Below are 20,058 nucleotides of genomic sequence, written 5' to 3' on the forward strand. Positions count from 1 at the left end.
GTAGGATCAGTCCTTGAGGGTTTCCAGTATGCTGGAAAAATCGCGCTTGCCGTTGCCCGCCTGCTGGTGCGCTCTGTAAAGCTCTCCTGCCAGCTGCCCCATGCGGTTATCCACACCCGCCTGTTCGGCAATTTCCAGCGCCAGCCCCAGGTCCTTGGCCATCAGGTCCACCATGAATCCCGGCTGGTAGTCATTGCTGGCGGGGGCCGACTCCATCACCCCCGGGTAGGGGTTATAGACCTCAAGAGACCAGTTGCGCCCCGAGCTGGCCAGCATGATTTCCGACAATACGGCCGGGTCCAGGCCATTGCGTACGCCCATTTCCAGCGCCTCGCAGGTGCCGATCATATGAATCGCCAGCAGCATGTTGTTGCAGCCCTTGGCCACCTGACCCGCTCCCGCGGGGCCGGCGTGAAAGATATTCTTGCCCATGTCAGCAAGCACCAGCCTGGCCTTTTCAAAGGTCTCGGCACTGCCTCCGCACATAAATGCCAGTGTGCCGGCGGCAGCGGCGGCAACGCCACCGGACACCGGCGAATCCATGAAGCCGATACCGGCGGCAGCCGCAGCCTCCCCCACCTCGCGCGCGGTGGCGGCGTCGATGGTGGAGCAATCCAGGACCGTGGTGCTGCTGTCCAGCCTCGCCAGCAGTCCGTCCTCGCCCAGGTAAGTGCCGGCAACGTGTTTACCGGCCGGGAGCATGGAAATGACATACTCCTTGCCCACCACCGCCTCGGCGGCCGAACCGGCGACGCCGGCGCCGGCGTCCTGCAACTCGGCGCAGGCGGCGGGCACCAGGTCGAACACCTCTACCTTGTGCCCCGCTGCCAGCAGGTTTTTCGCCATCGGGCCGCCCATGTTACCCAGGCCTATGAATGCTACGTTTGCCATGCTGTTCTCCGTTATTGGTCTCAGACTGCCCCGAAGACGTTGCAGTCCCTGTTTGCCGCGATGGTGCACCCACGGCCCTGCCGGGGGATGATGCGTCTAGCCCAGGTCCGCGAGGGGGTTTTCACGCCACGGCGGGGTGAAAAATTGATCCAGCAGCGCTGTCGGGACATCCCTCGATGCCTGATACTGCCAGGCCGGCTTGCGATCCTTGTCGATCAGCAGGGCCCGCACACCCTCGGCAAACTCGGGATGGCGGATAATATTGGTGGCCAGCATGATCTCCGCCTGGAAAATCTCTGCCAGACCGGCGTGCCGGGTTTCCCAAAGCTGCCGGTCGATCCACAGGGCCGCCAGCTTGGAACCGTGGGCCAGGCTGTCGCGTGCCTTGGCCAGCCAGGGGTCATCGGTATCCTGGGATGTGATCTTGTCGATAATGTCGTGGATATCATCCCCGTCCAGCAACTGCGCGATGGTGGCCGCATGGGGCTCCACCTGCCCCGCGGGAGAAGCGGAGATACTCTGTTCGGCAAACGGCCTGAGCACGTGACGCACCCGGGCGTGATTGGCCGCTGGCTCGGTGCTCCACTGCTGCTGGCACAGCCCGGCAATGACCGCGTCCTTGTGCTCACTGGCAATAAAGCGATCGGCAATGCCGATATAAATGGCATCTGCGCCATTGATAGAGGCCCCCGTCAGGGCCAGAAATTCACCGGTTTTTCCGGGTGCGTGGTTGAGAAACCAGCTGCCCCCGACATCGGGAAACAGGGCGATGGTCACTTCCGGCATGGCGATACGGGTTCGTTCCGTCACCACCCGGTGCGAGCAACCGGCCATTACCCCGAGCCCGCCACCCATCACAATCCCGTGCCCCCAACAGATCAGCGGCTTGGCATAGGTATGCAGGGTGTAGTTCATGCGATATTCGCGGGTGAAGAAGGCCTCGGCGTACTCGCAGGGCCCGCCGGGCTGCTCTACCGCCGACTTGTACAGGGCTTGCACGTCACCACCGGCGCAGAAAGCCTTCTCTCCCGCCCCTTCGATAAATACAGCAGCTATGCTGTCGTCAGTAGACCAGGCGTTAAGCTTTTCCTGCAACTGGTCGACCATCTCCAGGGTCAGCGAGTTCAGGGTCGCAGCGACGCTTAAGGTTATCCGTCCGACCTTGCCTTCGGCTGCGGGAAGTTCTTCAAACACTACCGGTTCAGTCATCAACTGTTCTTCCACTCCGGCTTGCGCTTTTCCAGGAAAGCGTTCACACCCTCACGCTGGTCTTCGGTGGAGAACAGGTCGACAAACTCGGTGCGCTCATCTTCCAGGCCCTGGGCAATACAGACGTTGCGGGCACTGTGGATCAGTTTTTTGCAGGCGGCTACCGAGATCGGACTCTGTTCGGCGACCTGTTCCGCCAGGGCAAGCGCCTTGTCCAGCGCCTCCCCGGTGCCGACCACTTCCTCCACCAGGCCGATTTCCAGCGCTTTACTGGCCCGCAGTCGTTCACCGCACAGAATCATCCGCTTGGCCCATCCCTCACCGACCAGCTGGGTCAGTCGCTGGGTGCCACCCGCGCAGGGCAACAGGCCGACCTTTGCCTCCGGCAGGGCCATTTGCGCCTGTTCCTCGGCAATACGGATATCGCAGGCCATGGCCACTTCCAGGCCCCCGCCCATGGCAAAGCCGTTAATCGCGGCGACAGATACCCCCCTGAAATCAGCCAGTGTTTCAAAGGCTTTGCCGAAAGCTGCCGCCATTTGTCCCGCGGCTGCCGGATCACCGTCAGCAAAAATATTGAGGTCGGCGCCGGCAGAAAAAAACTTTTCTCCGGCACCGGTGATGACCAGCGCATAGATATTGCGGTCGGCATTTAAGGCTTGCACCAGTTCGGCCAGGGCTGGCAGGCTTTCGACGTCCCAGGTATTGGCCGCGGGATTGTCTATGGTGATCTGCGCAGTATGGCCGTGCACTTCCACTTTCAGTTTGTCGCTGGTACTGAGACTCATTTGATAACCTCCAGGGCGCCTTCCATCAACAGGCGGCGCGATACAATTACTCGCATGATTTCGTTGGTGCCTTCCAGTATCTGGTGGACCCGGGTGTCCCGCACATGGCGCTCCATGGGGTATTCCCTGATGTAGCCGTAACCCCCGTGCAATTGCAGGGCGTCGTTACAGACGTTGAAGCCCACATCGGTGGCGAAGCGCTTGGCCATTGCGCAATAGGTCGACGCCTGGCTGTCCTTATTGTCCAGCTTGCTGGCGGCCAGGCGAACCATCTGCCGGGCAGCTACCAGTTCGGTCAACATGTCGGCGAGCTTGAACTGGGTCGCCTGGAAATCGGCAATCGCTGTCTCGAACTGCTTGCGCTCCTGCACGTAAGCGACCGCTTCTTCCAGCGCCTGCTGGGCCGTGCCTATGGAACAGGTGGCAATATTGATGCGTCCGCCATCCAGTCCTTCCATGGCAATGGCAAAGCCCTGGCCCTCTTCGCCGAGGCGATTGGCAACGGGCACCCGCACGTTGTCGAAGGTGACCATGCGGGTGGGCTGGGCATTCCAGCCCATTTTTTCTTCCTTCTTGCCATAGCTGACGCCCTCCGCATCAGCGGGAATCAGCAGCGCGGAAATACCCTTGGGACCCGCCCCTCCGGTGCGCAACATCACCACCAGGACGTCGGTATCCCCGGCCCCGGAGATAAATACCTTGGCACCGTTGACCACGTAATGATCGCCATCCAGTTCCGCGGTAGTGCGCAGGGAAGCGGCGTCGGAACCCGCGCCCGGCTCTGTCAGGCAGTAGGAAGCGAGCTTGGTCCCCATCGCCAGGTCATAGCACCACTGCTCGATAATATCCTCCGAGCAGTATTTACCCACCATGCTGGTCGCCATGTTGTGGATGGTGAGAAAAGCCGTTGTGGCAGTACAGCCCTTGGCCAGTTCCTCAACGATCAGGCTCGCGTCCAGCCGGGACATGCCAAGGCCACCGGCCGTTTCCGGGGTGTACATGGCCATGAAACCCAACTCCCCCGCCTGGGCAAGTGCCTCTTTCGGAAAAATGGAATCCTCGTCCCATTTCGCCGCATTGGGAGCCAGCGCCCCCTCGGAAAATGCGCGGGCACTCTCGACGAAGGCCCGCTGGTCATCGCTAAGGGAAAAGTCCATGGACTCAGTTGAACTTGGCCATCACTGAGCCGAACAGCTCCTCATCGGAAGGAATCACCTTGGTTTCGGCCAGCGGCTTGGAGACCCAGGTTTCGTTGATCAGGTCGCGCCAGGTGATGTTGTGGTTGATGGAGTTACCGCCCCAGGAACCACAACCCAGGGAGAAGGTCTGGCGCATTCCGTTCCACAGGTTGCCGCTGTTGGAGGCTGCCTGTGGCTGGTTGACCATCACCCGGGAGGTGCGGGTCTCATTAGCCAGTTTCATGATGTTTTCATCGTTGTAGGAGTAGATACCGCAGCTGTGACCCTGGCCCTGGTAAGCCTGGATTTTGTTGGTCAACTCGATCGCTTCGTCGATATCCCTGACCTTGTAAAGGGCCATGGTCACCGTGAGCTTCTCGCCGGAGAACGGGTAGTCCTTGCCGGCACCGGTTTCCGGCACAATCAGGAAGCTCTTGCCTTCCGGCAGGTCGATTCCGGCCTGGCCGCAGATCGTCTGCGCGTGCTGGGCGACAATCTTCGGATTCAGGTGGCCATCCTCCCAGATCACCCGTTGCAGCTTGTCCTTGTTGTCCCCCTCAATCACGAAACCGCCCTCATGCTTGAGCTTTTCCAGGAACTCGTCGTAGACCGACTCGAACACCAGTACGGAATTGTCGGAGGAACAGGAGGCCGCCAGATCCAGTGTCTTGGAGGTGCGGATTTTGTCAGCCGCCTCGTCCAGGTCGGCAGTGTCGTCGACGGTGATAACGGCATTACCCACACCCACACCCAGGGCCGGTGTACCCGAGGAGTAGGCGGCGGTCACCATCGCTTCACCCCCCGTCGCCAGCACCCGGTCGCACTGGGCCATCAGCTCATTGGTTTTGTCCAGGGAAGGGACATCGATACTCTGCACCAGGTCCGCCGGCGCACCGCAGCGTTCGATTGCGTCACGCATGTAATCGCAGATCTTCTTGTTGGTCAGCTTGGCCCTGGGGTGCGGCGCCACAATTATCGCATTGCGACCTTTGACCGCAGAAATGGCCTTGATCACCGGCGTGGCCTCCGGATTGGTCGACGGAGAGAGTGCACCTATCACACCCACCGGCTTGGCAATTTTTACGATATTGCGTTCGGGGAGCTCCTCGATAACACCCACCGACTTGTCGTCGATAATGTCCAGCAGGGTGGCGCGTGTCTTGCGATGGATTTTAAGAAACTTGCCCTCGTAATTACCCAGCTGGGTTTCCTCCACCGTGAAGCGGGCGATCTCCTCGGACCTGTCTTCCCTCGCGACGGCATAGACCATGGCGGTAATCAGTTCGTTTACCTGCTCCTGGGTATAGTCGGCTATCTGTTCCTGGGCCGCGCGGGCGCGGGCCATCATTTCGGCAATTTCCTGTGCGGGGCTTTGAGCTTCAGACATGGTTGATTCTCGTCAATTATTAGCGATGGGCCCAGATTCTAGCACCGGGCAGGATAGCACCACATTGACTAAATTGCGAAATACATGGACTATATTGCGATATGAGCAACCCATCAAAATGGCCGCTGCCGACTGCCGGAGTGCGCTTTCTGAGCCCCAGTTTCATGCTGGAAAAGCTGGCGCGCCACCCGCTGACCAAGGACTGCTACCCCACCGCCATGGGCTACTACCCGGAGGCCGCCGGACACCGCATGGAACGTGAGCGCCACGATGACAACCTGCTGTTATATTGCACTGCGGGGCGAGGCAGCCTATCCGTTGGCGATTGGCAGAGTGAGGTGCTTCCGGGCAATATCATGCTCCTGCCCCAGGGCGTTACCCACGCCTATCGGGCAGATTCGACAGCCCCCTGGACCCTGTACTGGGTACATTTTCAGGGCGCCAGTACCCGCGTCTTCATGCAGTATCTTGGTTACCGGGAGGACAGACCACTGGTGGACGCAGGGGTCTCGCCACTGCTCATTGGCGCCTTTACCAGTCTGCTGGAAGTCCGTCGCACGGGTTACTCCACCCGGGCATTCATCAATGCCGCCAACCAGTTGCGCCACCTGTTAACCCAGATTTCGCTGGAAATGAGTGCCCACGCCGGCAGGCTGCAGTCAGGCTTTGAACTGGAGCATGTGCAGGCCTATATGCTGGAGCATATCGACCGGCCACTCAGCCTCGATGCGCTGGCACAGGTGGCAAACATGTCCAAGTACCATTTTTCCAACCGCTACAAGGAACTCACCGGCTACTCGCCCATCCGGCATTTCCTGAATATGAAAATGGAACACGCCTGCCACCTGCTTGACTCGACGGAACTCGGCGTCGGTGAGATCGCCAGTCGGGTGGGTTACGAAGACCCGCTGTACTTTTCCCGCCTGTTTCGTAAAACGATTGGCAGTTCAGCCCGCAAATACCGCGCCTCGACCCGCAAGTGACCGTTCCGGAAGGCCGGATTGCTGACCTCCGACACCATCCCGGCCGATTTTCGGCCGCGGAACGGGTTAGGCTAGATACGACAGTTGGCGGGAGCGTACTTGTTTTCGACACCATCGGGCGCCGGCGCGGGCCGGCAGGTCCAGACTATTTCGCCAGTGGAGGTGCTGGGCACGAGTTGCAGTTGCTTGTTGTCCGCCGGAGTGTTGGGTAGATCCAACGTGATCGATATTGTTCCTGGTACTGGATTTACCGTCACCATCAATTCTTTAACAAAGTCATAAGCGTCATAGTCAGCAGGATCCGGAAGCCCGGCATCACTATTATTAGTCGGCCACTCATAACCATTGGTGTAAAAGTACTCGCTGACGGAGGTCTTCGCCTCGCCCATAAATCCCATCGCTTCCGACACCTTGGACCGGGTGGCGTACTCCACATAGGCGGGCATGGCGATCACGGCAAGAATGCTGACGATGGTCACCACGATCATCAATTCAATCACGGTGAAGCCGGCCTGAGCGCGGGTACACCCAGGGGCGCGCGGTGCTTGAGCTTCAGTGTTCATGGGCCTGCCTCCGCCTCGGTCTGCAACTGCCCCATGGCCGCGAGCAGCCTCTGAAGGGGAGCCGACACGTCATCCCCCGATGCCTGGGCCACGCTGGCCGCCTCGGCCAGTGCTTTCAACTCCGCTACCCGGGCACATAACTGGTCGAGGCCGGCGTTAATCTCCAACGCCTCTTCCTGGAACATGTCCTTGTCGCGCAGGGAAATGCGCGCAGTCAGGTCGCCGGCCCCAAAGGCGCGCAGTTGTCGGGAGAACACAAAAATGGGACCGGCAATGCGGTGGGTGGAACGCAGGCTCAGGTACCAGACGCCGCATACCAGCAGCAACTCAACCAGGCCAATCAGCGCGGCGGAGGAAGAGGACAGTTGCAGGGCGAACGTTCCCGGCACCAGCATGCCGGCGATAAGGATCAGGTTGGCCACAAGCACCGTCATCGCTACCAGTACGATGGCATAGTGGTGCTGGAATTTTTTATTGATAACTATTATTTTGCGCCGATTCTGCATGACCGCCCCTACTGCCCTTGTTATTCCCTCTAGACTAAGGCACTGGCACCCTCTATAACAAGTAACAAGGTGACAACTCGGGAGAAAATGTGACGGGACTCACAACCGCTCCGGGATAGTCGCTCAACCGCTGCATAAACGCACCCGCCAGCGGCGGTCATGACCCGGGTTTCACCAGCCCAGTACCTGTTTGACGAAGGGAATGGACAGCGCCCGTTTGCGGGCCAGGGATGCCCGGTCCAGCCGGTCCAGTAGTTCCAGTAACTGGGCCAGGTCGCGTGGGGCCCGAGTGACGATATAGCTGGCCACCTCATCGCCCAGGTTCAGGCCCCGCCGGGCGGCGCGAAACTGCAGAATTGCCCGCTTCTGTTCATCACTGCCACTTGCCAGTTGGTAAACCACGCCCCAACTCAAGCGGGAGCTCAGGTCCGCCAGTTCCACTTCCAGGGCCCTGGGAGCACCGGCGGCCGCTATCAGTAGCCGGCAACCCCATTCCCGCGCGCGGTTGTAGAGCCCGAACAGTGCATGTTCCCAGGCCTGTTGCCCCAGCACCACTTCCAGGTCATCCAGGGCAACAAGCCCCAGTGTCTCCACGCCCGCCAGCACCTCGTCCGGTGGATACACCGACAGTTCCCTCAGCGGCAGGTACAGGGCGTTGTCGCCCGCCAGGTGACAGGCGCCCTGGAGCAGGTGCGACTTGCCACTACCCCGATTACCGTGAATAAAGACCACCGACTCACCCCGCCCCTCGCTCACGCTGCGCACCGCTGCAACCAATGCCGCGCTGCTATCGGTGGTGAGAAAGTTGTCCAGGGTGGCATCATCCCGTAACTGCACCAAAAGCGGCAGTTGCTGGCCAGACTGGGCCACGCTAATCTCCCCCGTACAAATCGCTGGAGCGATAGTGATACATGGCGTGGCGAAGAAAAACCATGATCACGGCTGCCACCGGCAAGGCCAGCACAACCCCCACGAAGCCCGCTATCTGACCGCCTGCCATCAGGGCAAAAATGACTGCCACCGGGTGCAAACCGATTCGGTCCCCCACCAATACCGGAGTCAGTAACATGCTCTCCACAGCCTGGCCTATCGCAAACACCAGCCCGACCCACAGCAGCACCGTCCAGTCCTGGAACTGGGCGTAGGCGGCGATAAAGGAAGCGACGATACCCACCATAAAACCCAGGTAAGGCACAATACTGGCAAGCCCCGCAATCACTCCCAGCAGCATGGCCAGCTGCAGCCCCACCAGCCACAGGCCAGTCGCATAAATCACCCCCAGGGCGCACATCACCAGGAACTGTCCGCGAAGAAAGGCGCCAACCACTTCATCGGCCTCACTCGCCAGCTCGACGGTCGTTTCCTGCCAGGCCAGCGGGAACAATGCCAGGGCCTTTTTCATCAGCCGGTTCCAGTCACGCATCAGGTAAAAGGCAACGACCGGCACCAGGGCAAGATTGGCAAGGCCGAGCAACATACTGGCACCGGACCCGGTAATCTTCTTCAGCGACTGGGCCGTGAATCTGCCCACCGATTGCCAGTTGTCTGCCAACTGGCCGGTCCAGTCCACCGGGGGCAACTTTCTGGCCGGAAGGTCCAGGCGCTGCTGCAGCCAGGGCACGGCTTCGCCGATAAACCAGTTGTAAATCTGCGGAATTTTCCCGATCAGCGCGTCCAGCTGGACCAGCAACATGGGCAGGGCGAACACCAGTGCCACCGCAACAATTGCAGAGAACAGCAGGAACACAATCGCCACCCCCAGCGTGCGCCCAACACCCTTGTCCTCCAGCCGGTCCACCAGCGGATCGCCCAGGTAGGCGATCAGAGCACCCAGCACGAAGGGAGACAGAATCGGTTGCAGCAGGTAGAGCAGCGCTCCCAGCGCCACGACCACCGCAAGCGCCAACGGCCAGCGATAGGACGACATCTGCTCCGGGGGTTCTAATTGGTCCACTGGTATACCAGTTCGCCGGGCAGCGCATCCTGTGGTTGCAGCCGTTTGTTGAGCTGGATAATGGAAGCAAGTTGCGCGGCATCGGCCGCGGCGTCCAGTCCGAATTCAACGCGGTCGCCACTGATGGACGCGATATTGGCGTGCTCTATGAGTTCCAGGCTTTCCAGCCATTTTACGATTGCCGTGTAATCGGAAAAGTCCACCACGCCATGAACGACCAGATGAACCCGGTCATCGGTAATACCCGTGGGTGCAACCGCGTAACGCGAAGCCATCTCCTCCGCTGCGAGGGCCACGCCATCGCGCATAAAACCTGCCGCACCGGGGGCCTGGCTGCTGCGATCCAGGCGGTGATTACCGTACAGATAGCTCCAGTCCCCCGTCCACTGACCGTTCGATAGCAGCACTGCCCTGCCCACCAGCAGGTTTTCAGCGTTGTAGCGGACAGAGGCCGACTGGACTGCCATGCCGCGCAGCTCCCAGATATCGCCCAGCCCGATCGTGGTCGCATCGGCCAGATCGAACAGCGGCAGCTGCACGGGAACCCCCCTGCGCTCAAACGCAGACACCAGCTCGGCAGCCAGCCCAGGCGTATCGGCGAAGCTGACCCACTGGCGAACGCCGTCGATCTCTACCGCCATCCACACCAGAACCCGGGGACGATTGGCTGTCCACAGCGGCAGTCGGGCATTGGTCAGCAGGCGGTTAATGAAGGAATCGTCGAATTCAAATCGCGCACTCAGTTCATCACCGGTCTGTTCATCGCGGACATAGGCATATTGCTGGACATGGCTGCGGGCCTCCGGCAACGCGGCGATAATTTCCGGGTGCTGCAACACCTCTTCACTGCCGGACACCTTGACCAACACCTCGGCCAGCGCGTCGCGGGAGGCGCTGGCCAACGCGCTACGGCCCTGGTCGATGACCGGCACCTGGGCCGAATGCAGGTTCCTGACCACCTCTGCCGGGGTTGCTGCAGCATATAGCATCAGGGCGAAAAGCAGCCCCTGGAAAGACTTGGACACACTGGCATCCTGAATGAACCCGAGATCGTCGCATTGTAACAGCCCTTTCGAAGCAGGTGCAGCGCGATCCAATTTCAGCATTATGACAGGTGCGCCACCGGCCCAGTCGTACTAAAATGGCGCCCCTCTCTAATTCCATGGATCGCCCGACAACATGAGCAGTGACAGCAAGCAGCCCTCTCTGAGCTACAGGGACGCAGGGGTCAACATCGACGCGGGTAACGCCCTCGTAGAACGTATCAAGGGAGTATCGCGCAGGACCGCCAGGCCAGAAGTTCTCGGCGGGCTGGGCGGTTTCGGCGCCCTGTGTGAAATCCCCGAAGGCTATAAACAACCGGTGTTGGTCTCCGGTACCGACGGCGTCGGCACCAAGCTTCGCCTGGCCATGGACCTGGGCATTCACAATACCATCGGCATCGACCTGGTGGCCATGTGCGTCAACGACCTGGTGGTTGCGGGCGCGGAGCCCCTGTTTTTCCTCGACTACTACGCCACCGGTGCCCTCAACGTGGATACGGCAGCCGATGTGGTCGAAGGTATAGGTCGCGGCTGTGAACTGGCCGGGTGCGCCCTGGTCGGCGGCGAGACCGCGGAAATGCCGGGCATGTACGAGGGCGAGGACTACGATCTGGCGGGATTCTGCGTCGGCGTGGTGGAAAAGTCCGCCATCATCGATGGCAGCAAGGTCTGCGAAGGCGATGTACTGGTGGGCATTGGCAGCAGCGGCCCGCACTCCAACGGCTACTCCCTCATCCGCAAGATAATCGAGGTCAGCGGCGCCGACCTCGGCCAACCGCTGGGATCGGGCACACTGGCGGAGGCCTTACTGGCCCCCACCACCATCTACGTCAAGTCCCTGCTGGCGCTGTTCAGTGCGGTGGATGTCAAGGCCCTGTCCCACATTACCGGCGGCGGCCTGCTGGAGAACATACCCAGAGTCTTGCCCGATAACTGTAATGCCCGCATTGATACCGATAGCTGGCAGTGGCCCGAAGTATTCAGCTGGCTGCAACGGGAGGGCAATGTGGAGCCCCGCGAAATGTATCGCACCTTCAACTGTGGTGTGGGGATGGTGGTCTGCGTGGCCGCCGACGATGCCGCGGCGACCATCGAACTGCTGCAGCAGTCAGGGCACAACGCCTGGCAGATTGGCGCTATCACCGCCGGCACTAACGAGGTAGAGCTGACCCCGTGAACACCCCCGGCAAGGCTCGCATCGCCATTCTCATTTCCGGTCGCGGCTCCAACATGCAGGCCTTCATCGATGCCTGCGAGGCCGGCGAGCTCGATGCCTCCATCGCCCTGGTGCTGAGCAACAATCCCGACGCGGCCGGGCTGGCGCGCGCCAACGCGGCTGGCATCCCCACGACCTGCGTGAATCACCGCGATTTCGACAGCCGCGAGGCGTTTGACGCCGCGCTGGTCCGGACACTGGAGCCAGTGCAGCCGGACCTGGTGATCCTGGCAGGGTTCATGCGCATACTGACCCCGGTATTTATCACACCTTTTGCCGGAAAATTATTGAACATTCACCCATCCTTGCTGCCAAAATACCCGGGACTCGACACTCATCGCCGTGCCCTTGAGGCCGGCGACAGGGAAGCTGGCGTCACGGTACATTTTGTGACGCCCGAACTTGACGGTGGGCCACCGATCATCCAGGCGAAAGTCCCCATAGAAGACGGCGATACGCCGGAAACGCTGGCAGCAAGGGTGATCGTGCTGGAACACGTTATTTACCCCATTGCTGCGAAATGGCAACTGCAGCGCCGACTGCGACTCGACCAACAGGGAGCAACACTGGATGGTAAACGTATACCTGCCTCTGGCATCAATTATGTCCCGGGCATTGAATAGGCAAGCCCTGCCTGTGGCGGCGGCCGCGGTGGCGATGTTCGCCATGGTATCTCCGCTCACCGTCGCCGGGGAACAGCAAGGCCTCAAGCCCTACTCGGCTGAGTACAAAACCACCGCCCGGGGTATGGCGCTCAAACTCAACCGCAAACTGGAAGCAAACGGCGATGGCAGCTACACCCTCACCAACGGCGGCAAAATCATGGTTGTGGGCTTCCACGAAATGAGCGTGTTTTCTGTTGACGGTGCAGCCATCATCCCCAAGTCCTACGTCTACCAGGGCACCGGCCTGATCAACCGCCGTCGCGAGGTGCACTTCACCCCCGGCTCGGATACGATCCGCAGCCTGTACAAGGAGCAGTGGTACGACCTTCCCTACAAGGAAGGCACACTGGACCGGATGAGCCAGCAAGAGCAGGTGCGCCTGTTCCTGCTCAACGACCCCACTCCCAAGGAAGATATCCTGATAACCGTCGCTGACGGCAAACGGGTCAAGGACTACCAGCTTAAGTACGTGGGAGAAGAAACCCTGGACACTCCCCTGGGCAAGCTGGACACCCTCCACTTCGAGCGCATACACGATGACCCTGATCGCAAGTCAGACACCTGGGTGGCCCCCGGCCTGGATTACCTGATGGTGAAAACCGTGCACGTGGAAGACGGCAAACCGGTAGAGGCGATTCTCACCAAGGCCAGCGTCGGCAACTAGCCTGTAGCCCGGTTCAGGCTTTGGGCAGGGTCACCCCGGTCTGGCCCTGGTACTTCCCGCCCCGGTCCTTGTAGCTGACCTCGCACACTTCATCAGATTCAAAAAACAGCATCTGCGCCACGCCCTCATTGGCGTAGATCTTCGCCGGCAGGGTCGTGGTGTTGGAAAATTCCAGGGTGACGTGCCCTTCCCATTCCGGTTCCAGCGGCGTCACGTTAACGATGATGCCGCAGCGGGCATAGGTTGATTTACCCAGGCAAATCGTCAGCACGTTCCGGGGGATGCGGAAGTACTCCACCGTGCGTGCCAGGGCGAAGGAGTTGGGCGGGATAACGCAGACATCGCTTTTCACATCGACAAAACTGCCCTCGTCAAAGCCTTTCGGGTCCACGGTCGCGGAATTGATATTGGTGAACACCTTGAACTCGTTGGAACAACGAACGTCGTAGCCGTAACTGGAGGTGCCATAGGAAATGAGCCTATCCCCAGCTTCCCCGGTACGCACCTGGCCGGCCTCGTAGGGCTCGATCATGCCGTGTTCCTGCGCCATGCGGCGAATCCACTTGTCTGCTTTGATACTCACGTTGTCGTTTCCATTCAGTCGTCTGAAATCTTGATCTCGGGGAACTGTCGCACTGCGCCATTACCTGCAGAATCCAGCGCTGCCATCAGTTTTTCCGCCATTTGCAGATACAGCGCAGTGACCGGCGATTCCGGATCGGCAATCACGGTAGGGTTGCCGGCATCGGTCTGTTCACGGATTCGCCGATCCAGCGGCAGACTGCCCAGCAGGGGGACGCCATATTCGGCGGCGATGCGCTCACCGCCATGCTCGCCGAAAATATGCTCCTGGTGGCCGCAATTGCTGCACACGTGCAGCGCCATGTTCTCCACCACGCCGAGGATGGGCACATCCACCTTGCGAAACATCTCGATGCCTTTCTGGGCATCCAGCAGGGCGATATCCTGGGGGGTGGTGACTATGACAGCACCGGCAAGAGTGGCTTTCTGGGACAGGGTCAGCTGCACATCGCCGGTCCCCGGCGGCATGTCGATAATCAGGTAGTCCAGCGGCCCCCAGAGAGTCTGCTCCAGCATCTGCGCCAGGGCGCCACCCGCCATGGGTCCCCGCCAGACCATGGGTGTCTTTTCGGTCACCAGGTATCCCATGGACATGGTCTTGAGACCCTGGGCCTTGATCGGCAGCAGAAACTGCCCACCCTGCTGCTCGGGACGCTCGCCCTCTGCCACCCCCAGCATCAACTGCTGACTGGGGCCGTAAATGTCGGCATCCAGCAAACCCACGTCGGCCCCTCGAGCCTGTAGCGCCAGAGCGAGGTTTACCGCCGTGGTAGATTTGCCGACTCCGCCCTTGCCCGAGGCAACGGCGATAATGTGCTTGATTTCATTCATGAGATATCGCGTCGTATCCGCGGGCCCTGCCAGTGGCGGCTGCCCGATATAGAGGGCGCTAGTATACGGACTGGAAGCGCCTGCTACCACCATCGGACCCGCTCCGCGCCTGAAGCTGGTCCGGCGCACGGGCCAGGCATCGCCACTAATGAAAAGCCGGGGTAAAACCGCTATAGTAGCGCCCCATTTTTACCCACTCGGACACAGCCGACCTATGGCCGCTAACGCAACACGCAAAATCCTGGTAACCAGCGCCCTTCCCTACGCCAATGGCCCCCTGCATCTGGGGCATATGCTGGAACAGGTGCAGACCGATATCTGGGTTCGCTTCCAGAAATCCCGCGGCCACGACTGTCTCTACGTCTGTGCCGATGACGCCCATGGTACGGCCATCATGCTGGCGGCAGAGCGTCTGGGCATCAGCCCCGAGCAGCACATCGACATCATGCGCGAACGACATATCAGGGACAGCGACGGTTTTCTGATCGACTTCGCCAACTACTACAGCACCCACTCGCTGGAAAACCGCAAGTGGAGCGAGGAGATTTACCAGCGACTGAAGGCGAACAACCATATTGCCACGCGGGAAATCACCCAGGCCTTTGACCCGGAAAAGGAACTGTTCCTGGCCGATCGATTCATCAAGGGCACCTGCCCGAGGTGCAAGACCGCGGACCAGTATGGCGACAACTGTGAGGCTTGCGGAGCCACCTACAGCCCGGCGGACCTGATCGACCCCGTATCGGCGATTTCCGGCGCCACTCCGGTGGAGCGGGAGTCCACCCACTTCTTCTTCAAACTGCCGGAGTTCGAGGCCATGCTCAAGCAGTGGCTGGATTCAGACACCCTGCAGCCACAGGTGGCCAACAAATTGCGGGAGTGGACAGATGCCGGCCTCCAGGAGTGGGACATCAGCCGCGACGCACCCTATTTCGGCTTTGAGATACCCGGCGAACCGGGCAAGTACTTTTACGTCTGGCTGGATGCGCCCATCGGTTATATCGCCAGCTTTGACAACTACTGTCAACGCACCGGTCACGACTTCGACGCCTACCTGCAACCGGGTGGTGACACCGAGCTCTACCACTTCATCGGCAAGGACATCATCAATTTCCATGGCTTGTTCTGGCCAGCGATGCTGCACTCCGCCGGCCTGCGCACACCCACGGCCATCTTCGCCCACGGTTTTCTTACCGTAAACGGCACCAAGATGTCCAAGAGTCGCGGCACCTTCATCAACGCCAGCACCTATCTCGATCATCTGGACGCCGAGTACCTGCGTTACTACTTCGCGGCCAAGCTGGGCGATTCGGTGGACGATATCGACCTGAATCTGGAAGACTTCATTCAACGGGTCAATTCCGATGTGGTGGGCAAGGTGGTCAACATCGCCAGTCGCTGCGCCGGGTTCCTGCGCAAGGGCTTTGACAATCGACTCGCTTCCGAATGCGCTGAGCCGGACCTGCTGAAAGAATTTATCGGGGCCGGTGAGCCCATCGCCGCCCTGTACGAACAACGCGAATTCAACAAAGCCATCCGCGAGATCATCGCCCTGGCCGATAAGGCCAACCAGTACATCGACGGCAAAAAACCCTGGGTGCTGGCGAAAGAGGAAGGCAGGGAAAGCGAGGTTCACGCCGTGTGCAGCGTTGGCATCAACCTGTTCCGCGTTCTGATGACCTACCTGAAGCCGGTCCTGCCGGTCATGGCAGACAAATCAGAAGCTTTTCTCAACACATCACTGGACTGGACCGCGCTGGAGTCGCCGCTGCTGGATCATCAACTGGCAAAATTCAAACCCTTGATTCAACGCATTGATCCCGAGCAGGTAGAAGCCATGATAGAGGCCAGCAAACCGTCCGAGGAACCCGCCCCAAATACTCCCTCGGAGCAGGCGGGCAAAGCGGAAGCCAGCACAGCAAGTGACACCATCGCTTTCGAGGACTTCGCCAAAATCGATTTGCGGGTCGGCCTGATCACAGCCGCCGATCACGTGGAGGGAGCCGACAAGCTGCTGAAGCTGACCCTGGACCTGGGGGAACTGGGCACCCGGCAGGTATTCGCCGGGATCAAGTCGGCCTACCTCCCCGAACAACTGGTGGGCATGCATACCGTTGTCGTGGCCAACCTGGCGCCGCGCAAAATGCGCTTTGGCGTCTCCGAGGGGATGGTGCTTGCCGCCGGACCCGGGGGCGAGGACATCTATCTGCTGCAGCCCCACGACGGCGCCAGGCCGGGTATGCAGGTCAAGTAAATGCAGCTAGACTAACGATCATTAGTTTACAATGACTTGCTGATCTATCATCTGCCAACGGGTTAAAATGGCGGCAGTAACATAACATTTCACCTGACGGGTGTTGCGGTAGCAGAGTTCACCATGCTGGCAGACTACTCAATCCTGTTGATCGGGGCGATTCTGGTCAACAACTTCGTGCTGGTACAGTTTCTGGGACTGTGCCCGTTCATGGGTGTGTCCAACAAACTGGAAACAGCGATGGGCATGTCGATGGCCACCACCTTCGTGCTGACACTCGCCTCCGCCTGCAGCAACCTGACGTATCACTTCCTGTTATTGCCCCTGGGGCTCGAGTACCTGAAAACCATCTCCTTTATCCTGGTGATCGCGGTGGTGGTGCAATTCACCGAGATGGTGGTGCGCAAGTCCAGTCCGCTATTGCACCGGGTGCTGGGGGTCTACCTGCCATTGATTACCACCAATTGCTCGGTACTGGGTGTCGCCCTGTTGAATATCAACAAGGAACACAGCTTCATGCAGTCGCTGTTTTATGGCTTCGGCGCTGCCGTGGGATTCTCGCTGGTGCTGGTGTTATTCGCGGCAATGCGTGAACGGCTCGCAGTGGCTGACGTGCCCGCCCCCTTCCAGGGAGCCGCTATCGGTATGATCACCGCCGGCCTGATGTCGCTGGCTTTCCTCGGCTTTGCAGGTCTGGTGTAAGCCAAGGTGTACGAATTTATCGCCCAACAGCCTCTGCTCGCCGCCCTGTTCGCGCTGGTCGGCCTGGGCGCGGTCTTCGGCGCCCTGCTGGGCTACGCCGCTGAGCGATTCAAGACGGAAGGCAACCCCATTGTCGACCAGATCAACGAAATACTGCCACAAACCCAGTGTGGCCAGTGCGGTCACCCCGGATGCCGGCCCTACGCCGAAGCCATTGCCGCGGGTGAGGCCATTAACAAGTGTCCACCCGGCGGCCAGGCCGGCGTTCAGGCGTTGGCCGACCTGCTGGATATGGAGCCAATCCCGCTGGATGAGGAGCACGGCGAAGAGGACGTCAAAAAAATCGCCCATATCCGCGAGGCCGAGTGCATCGGTTGTACCAAGTGCATCCAGGCCTGCCCGGTGGATGCCATTCTCGGTGCTGCCAAGCATATGCACACGGTGATCGCGAGCGAATGCACCGGCTGCGACCTGTGTGTTGAACCCTGCCCGGTTGACTGCATCGACATGATTCCCGAGGAACAATCCCTGCAGACCTGGACCTGGGACTTACCCGAGCCCGGCCGCAGGGTCGATATCATCGCCACCGACGCCACTCCGGCCGAGGAAGCGGCATGAGAAAAGTCTTCGGCTTTCACGGCGGCATTCACCCGCCGGAAAACAAGCACCAGTCCCTCGGTTCCCCTATCGCGCAGGCGGGCATACCTGCGGAACTGGTTCTGCCCCTGTCCCAGCATATTGGTGCCCCGGCAGTACCGATAGTGGAAGTGGGCCAACATGTACTGAAGGGGCAGCAGATCGCGGAGCCGGCTGGCTTTGTCAGCGTTCCCATCCACGCGCCGACTTCAGGCACGATCAGGGCCATTGAGGACCGACAGGTTGCCCACCCCTCCGGGTTGAGCGCCCGCTGTATCATCCTGGCCAGTGACGGCAAGGACGAATGGATCGAGCACAGCGGCCTGGCTGACTACCGCCAGGTCGAACGCAGTGAGCTACTGAGCAGGATCCGCAACGCGGGTATCGCCGGAATGGGGGGGGCAGGCTTTCCGACCGCAGTAAAACTTGCGGTCAAACCGGACGCAAAAATAACCACGCTGATTATCAATGGCACCGAGTGTGAACCTTACATCACCGCCGACGACGAACTGATGCGGGAGCGGGCTGCCCAGATCATCGAGGGCACGGAGATTCTCTCCTGTATCGTCCAGCCTGATGAAACCCTGATTGGCGTTGAGGATAACAAGCCCGAGAGCATTGCCGCCCTGCAGGCTGCGGCGCAGGGCACGGCAATCGAAGTGGTGGTATTCCCCACCAAGTACCCCTCCGGGGGCGAGAAACAGTTAATAGAGATTCTCACCGGCAAGCAGGTACCCAGCGGCGGCCTGCCCGCAGATATCGGTATTGTCTGCCAGAACGTGGGCTCCACTGTCGCCATTCGCGATGCGATTATCGATGGTCGACCACTCATTTCGCGCATCACCACAGTCACCGGCGAGAGCGTGCAGGAACCGCGCAACTACGAGGTCCTGCTGGGCACCTCCATGAGTTATCTGCTGCAGCAGGCCGGCTACCAGCCGGACGGCAACAAGCGCCTGATCATGGGTGGGCCGATGATGGGTTTTACCGTTCCCGATCCCCAGGTACCCATCGTAAAAACCACCAACTGCCTGCTGGCGCCAAGCGAAGCCGAACTACCCACGCCGCCACCAGCCCAGGCCTGCATACGCTGTGGCATGTGTGCCGAGGCATGCCCCGCCAGCCTGCTGCCGCAACAACTGTACTGGTTTGCCCAGGGCCGGGAATTCGAGAAGGCAGAGCAGCATAACCTGTTCGACTGCATTGAATGCGGCGCCTGCTCCTACGTCTGCCCAAGCAATATTCCACTGGTGCAGTATTACCGGGCGGCGAAAGCCGAGGTGGTGCAAATGCGCCGGGACGCCGAAAAGTCCGAACACTCGCGGATTCGCTTCGAGGCTCGCCAGGCACGCCTGGAACGGGAAGCGGCGGAGAAAGAGGCCAAGCGCGCCGCTCGCAAAAAAGCGGCAGAAGAAAAAGCCCGATTGGCGGCCGAGCAGGGTGGAGCCGGCGAAGACCCCATCCAGGCTGCCATCGAGCGGGCCAAAGCCAAGAAAGCTGCCCAGGCCGCCGGGGCGGGCGGCGAAAGTGAAGCAGAAAAGCTGGAAAAGGCGGTGCAGACCACCCGCAAGCGCCTGGACACAGCGGAGAAGAAGCTGGCTGCCGCTATGGAAGAAGGGTCGGACCTGGTCAGCGCCCTGCAGACCGGCGTCGACAAAACCCGCGCGAAACTGGAGGCGGCAGAAACGGCACTGGCGGACTATCACCGGGCAAACCCCTCTACTGAACCTGTAACCGCAGAGCCCGAGGTAGACGCCGCCCAGGCAGCGATCAAGAAAGCCATGGCAGCCCGTGCTGCAGAAGCGGATAAATCACCGGAACAAAAAGCCCGGGACAACCTGGCCAAGCTGGAAGCACGACTGGCCAAGTCGGAGGCACGACTGGAACAGAGTCGCGCCGCAGGAGAAGAGGAAAAAATCATTACCGCACTGGAATCCACCGTCGAACGGTTAAAGGACAAGGTCGCTGAAGCGCGCTCAGCACTGGCAGAGGCGGAGGCTTCCTGA

20 protein-coding genes are annotated in these 20,058 nt (G+C 60.3%); 8 read left to right on the forward strand and 12 right to left on the reverse strand.

From position 1 onward, the window contains the following. Nucleotides 1-6 precede the first annotated feature (6 nt). The 5 genes from mmsB to E2F43_RS17600 all read right to left on the reverse strand — a co-directional run bounded on the left by mmsB (nucleotide 7) and on the right by E2F43_RS17600 (nucleotide 5,453). Nucleotides 7-891 (reverse strand): 3-hydroxyisobutyrate dehydrogenase, encoded by an 885-nt coding sequence (gene mmsB / locus E2F43_RS17580; protein WP_133215108.1) that lies wholly within the window; start codon nucleotides 889-891, stop codon nucleotides 7-9. Between the two features lie 96 nt (nucleotides 892-987). Further along, nucleotides 988-2,100, reverse strand: coding sequence for an enoyl-CoA hydratase/isomerase family protein (locus E2F43_RS17585; RefSeq protein WP_165954386.1), 1,113 nt, complete (start codon nucleotides 2,098-2,100; stop codon nucleotides 988-990). Then, nucleotides 2,100-2,888, reverse strand: a complete 789-nt coding sequence (locus E2F43_RS17590) for an enoyl-CoA hydratase (RefSeq protein WP_133215112.1) — start codon at nucleotides 2,886-2,888, stop codon at nucleotides 2,100-2,102. The genes E2F43_RS17585 and E2F43_RS17590 overlap by 1 nt, the downstream gene beginning before the upstream one ends. Next, nucleotides 2,885-4,045 carry an acyl-CoA dehydrogenase family protein gene (locus tag E2F43_RS17595; RefSeq protein ID WP_133215114.1) on the reverse strand — a complete coding sequence of 387 codons (1,161 nt, stop codon included), beginning with the start codon at nucleotides 4,043-4,045 and terminating at the stop codon, nucleotides 2,885-2,887. The genes E2F43_RS17590 and E2F43_RS17595 overlap by 4 nt, the downstream gene beginning before the upstream one ends. Nucleotides 4,046-4,049: 4 nt before the next feature. Further along, nucleotides 4,050-5,453 (reverse strand): aldehyde dehydrogenase family protein, encoded by a 1,404-nt coding sequence (locus E2F43_RS17600; protein WP_133215116.1) that lies wholly within the window; start codon nucleotides 5,451-5,453, stop codon nucleotides 4,050-4,052. 101 nt (nucleotides 5,454-5,554) lie between these two features. On the opposite strand from E2F43_RS17600, the gene E2F43_RS17605 reads away from it, so the two are divergent. Next, the gene (locus E2F43_RS17605; protein WP_133215118.1) at nucleotides 5,555-6,436 is read left to right on the forward strand and encodes an AraC family transcriptional regulator; all 882 of its coding nucleotides are present in this window, start codon (nucleotides 5,555-5,557) and stop codon (nucleotides 6,434-6,436) included. Between the two features lie 71 nt (nucleotides 6,437-6,507). Here the strand turns inward: E2F43_RS17605 and E2F43_RS17610 are convergent, their stop codons facing one another. From E2F43_RS17610 to E2F43_RS17630, 5 genes are all read right to left on the reverse strand, one after another. Further along, the gene (locus E2F43_RS17610) at nucleotides 6,508-6,999 is read right to left on the reverse strand and encodes a pilin (RefSeq protein ID WP_133215120.1); all 492 of its coding nucleotides are present in this window, start codon (nucleotides 6,997-6,999) and stop codon (nucleotides 6,508-6,510) included. Beyond that, a complete protein-coding gene (locus tag E2F43_RS17615) occupies nucleotides 6,996-7,505 on the reverse strand; it encodes a hypothetical protein (protein ID WP_133215122.1) in 510 nt (169 codons plus the stop codon). The genes E2F43_RS17610 and E2F43_RS17615 overlap by 4 nt, the downstream gene beginning before the upstream one ends. A 171-nt stretch (nucleotides 7,506-7,676) precedes the next feature. Beyond that, nucleotides 7,677-8,375, reverse strand: a complete 699-nt coding sequence (gene hda / locus E2F43_RS17620; RefSeq protein ID WP_133215124.1) for a DnaA regulatory inactivator Hda — start codon at nucleotides 8,373-8,375, stop codon at nucleotides 7,677-7,679. Between the two features lies 1 nt (nucleotide 8,376). After that, nucleotides 8,377-9,459 carry an AI-2E family transporter gene (locus tag E2F43_RS17625; protein ID WP_238946999.1) on the reverse strand — a complete coding sequence of 361 codons (1,083 nt, stop codon included), beginning with the start codon at nucleotides 9,457-9,459 and terminating at the stop codon, nucleotides 8,377-8,379. After that, a complete protein-coding gene (locus E2F43_RS17630; RefSeq protein ID WP_165954387.1) occupies nucleotides 9,447-10,484 on the reverse strand; it encodes a DUF2066 domain-containing protein in 1,038 nt (345 codons plus the stop codon). Before E2F43_RS17630 ends, E2F43_RS17625 begins: the two co-directional genes overlap by 13 nt. Nucleotides 10,485-10,638: 154 nt before the next feature. On the opposite strand from E2F43_RS17630, the gene purM reads away from it, so the two are divergent. The 3 genes from purM to E2F43_RS17645 are packed head-to-tail and all read left to right on the forward strand — an operon-like array spanning nucleotide 10,639 to nucleotide 13,047. Further along, nucleotides 10,639-11,679: a phosphoribosylformylglycinamidine cyclo-ligase gene (gene purM / locus E2F43_RS17635; protein WP_133215128.1), complete on the forward strand. Its 1,041-nt coding sequence runs from the start codon at nucleotides 10,639-10,641 to the stop codon at nucleotides 11,677-11,679. Beyond that, nucleotides 11,676-12,341, forward strand: a complete 666-nt coding sequence (purN, locus tag E2F43_RS17640; protein WP_133215130.1) for a phosphoribosylglycinamide formyltransferase — start codon at nucleotides 11,676-11,678, stop codon at nucleotides 12,339-12,341. The genes purM and purN overlap by 4 nt, the downstream gene beginning before the upstream one ends. After that, nucleotides 12,334-13,047 (forward strand): DUF3108 domain-containing protein, encoded by a 714-nt coding sequence (locus tag E2F43_RS17645; RefSeq protein ID WP_238947000.1) that lies wholly within the window; start codon nucleotides 12,334-12,336, stop codon nucleotides 13,045-13,047. The genes purN and E2F43_RS17645 overlap by 8 nt, the downstream gene beginning before the upstream one ends. A gap of 13 nt (nucleotides 13,048-13,060) precedes the next feature. On the opposite strand, the gene dcd is transcribed toward E2F43_RS17645, so the two are convergent. Beyond that, complete coding sequence (gene dcd / locus E2F43_RS17650) at nucleotides 13,061-13,630, reverse strand: dCTP deaminase (RefSeq protein WP_133215132.1); 570 nt, start codon at nucleotides 13,628-13,630, stop codon at nucleotides 13,061-13,063. A 14-nt stretch (nucleotides 13,631-13,644) separates the two neighbouring features. Further along, nucleotides 13,645-14,460: an iron-sulfur cluster carrier protein ApbC gene (apbC, locus tag E2F43_RS17655; RefSeq protein ID WP_133215134.1), complete on the reverse strand. Its 816-nt coding sequence runs from the start codon at nucleotides 14,458-14,460 to the stop codon at nucleotides 13,645-13,647. 214 nt (nucleotides 14,461-14,674) lie between these two features. Here apbC and metG point away from each other — a divergent pair, with 214 nt between their 5' ends. From metG to rsxC, 4 genes are all read left to right on the forward strand, one after another. Then, the gene (gene metG, locus E2F43_RS17660; protein ID WP_238947001.1) at nucleotides 14,675-16,714 is read left to right on the forward strand and encodes a methionine--tRNA ligase; all 2,040 of its coding nucleotides are present in this window, start codon (nucleotides 14,675-14,677) and stop codon (nucleotides 16,712-16,714) included. 123 nt (nucleotides 16,715-16,837) lie between these two features. Further along, nucleotides 16,838-17,416: an electron transport complex subunit RsxA gene (gene rsxA, locus E2F43_RS17665; protein WP_133215138.1), complete on the forward strand. Its 579-nt coding sequence runs from the start codon at nucleotides 16,838-16,840 to the stop codon at nucleotides 17,414-17,416. A gap of 6 nt (nucleotides 17,417-17,422) precedes the next feature. Then, nucleotides 17,423-18,034: an electron transport complex subunit RsxB gene (gene rsxB / locus E2F43_RS17670; RefSeq protein ID WP_133215140.1), complete on the forward strand. Its 612-nt coding sequence runs from the start codon at nucleotides 17,423-17,425 to the stop codon at nucleotides 18,032-18,034. Continuing rightward, complete coding sequence (rsxC, locus tag E2F43_RS17675) at nucleotides 18,031-20,058, forward strand: electron transport complex subunit RsxC (RefSeq protein WP_133215142.1); 2,028 nt, start codon at nucleotides 18,031-18,033, stop codon at nucleotides 20,056-20,058. The genes rsxB and rsxC overlap by 4 nt, the downstream gene beginning before the upstream one ends.

Source organism: Seongchinamella unica (genome assembly GCF_004354085.1).
In the GTDB taxonomy this organism is placed as follows: domain Bacteria; phylum Pseudomonadota; class Gammaproteobacteria; order Pseudomonadales; family Halieaceae; genus Halioglobus; species Halioglobus unicus.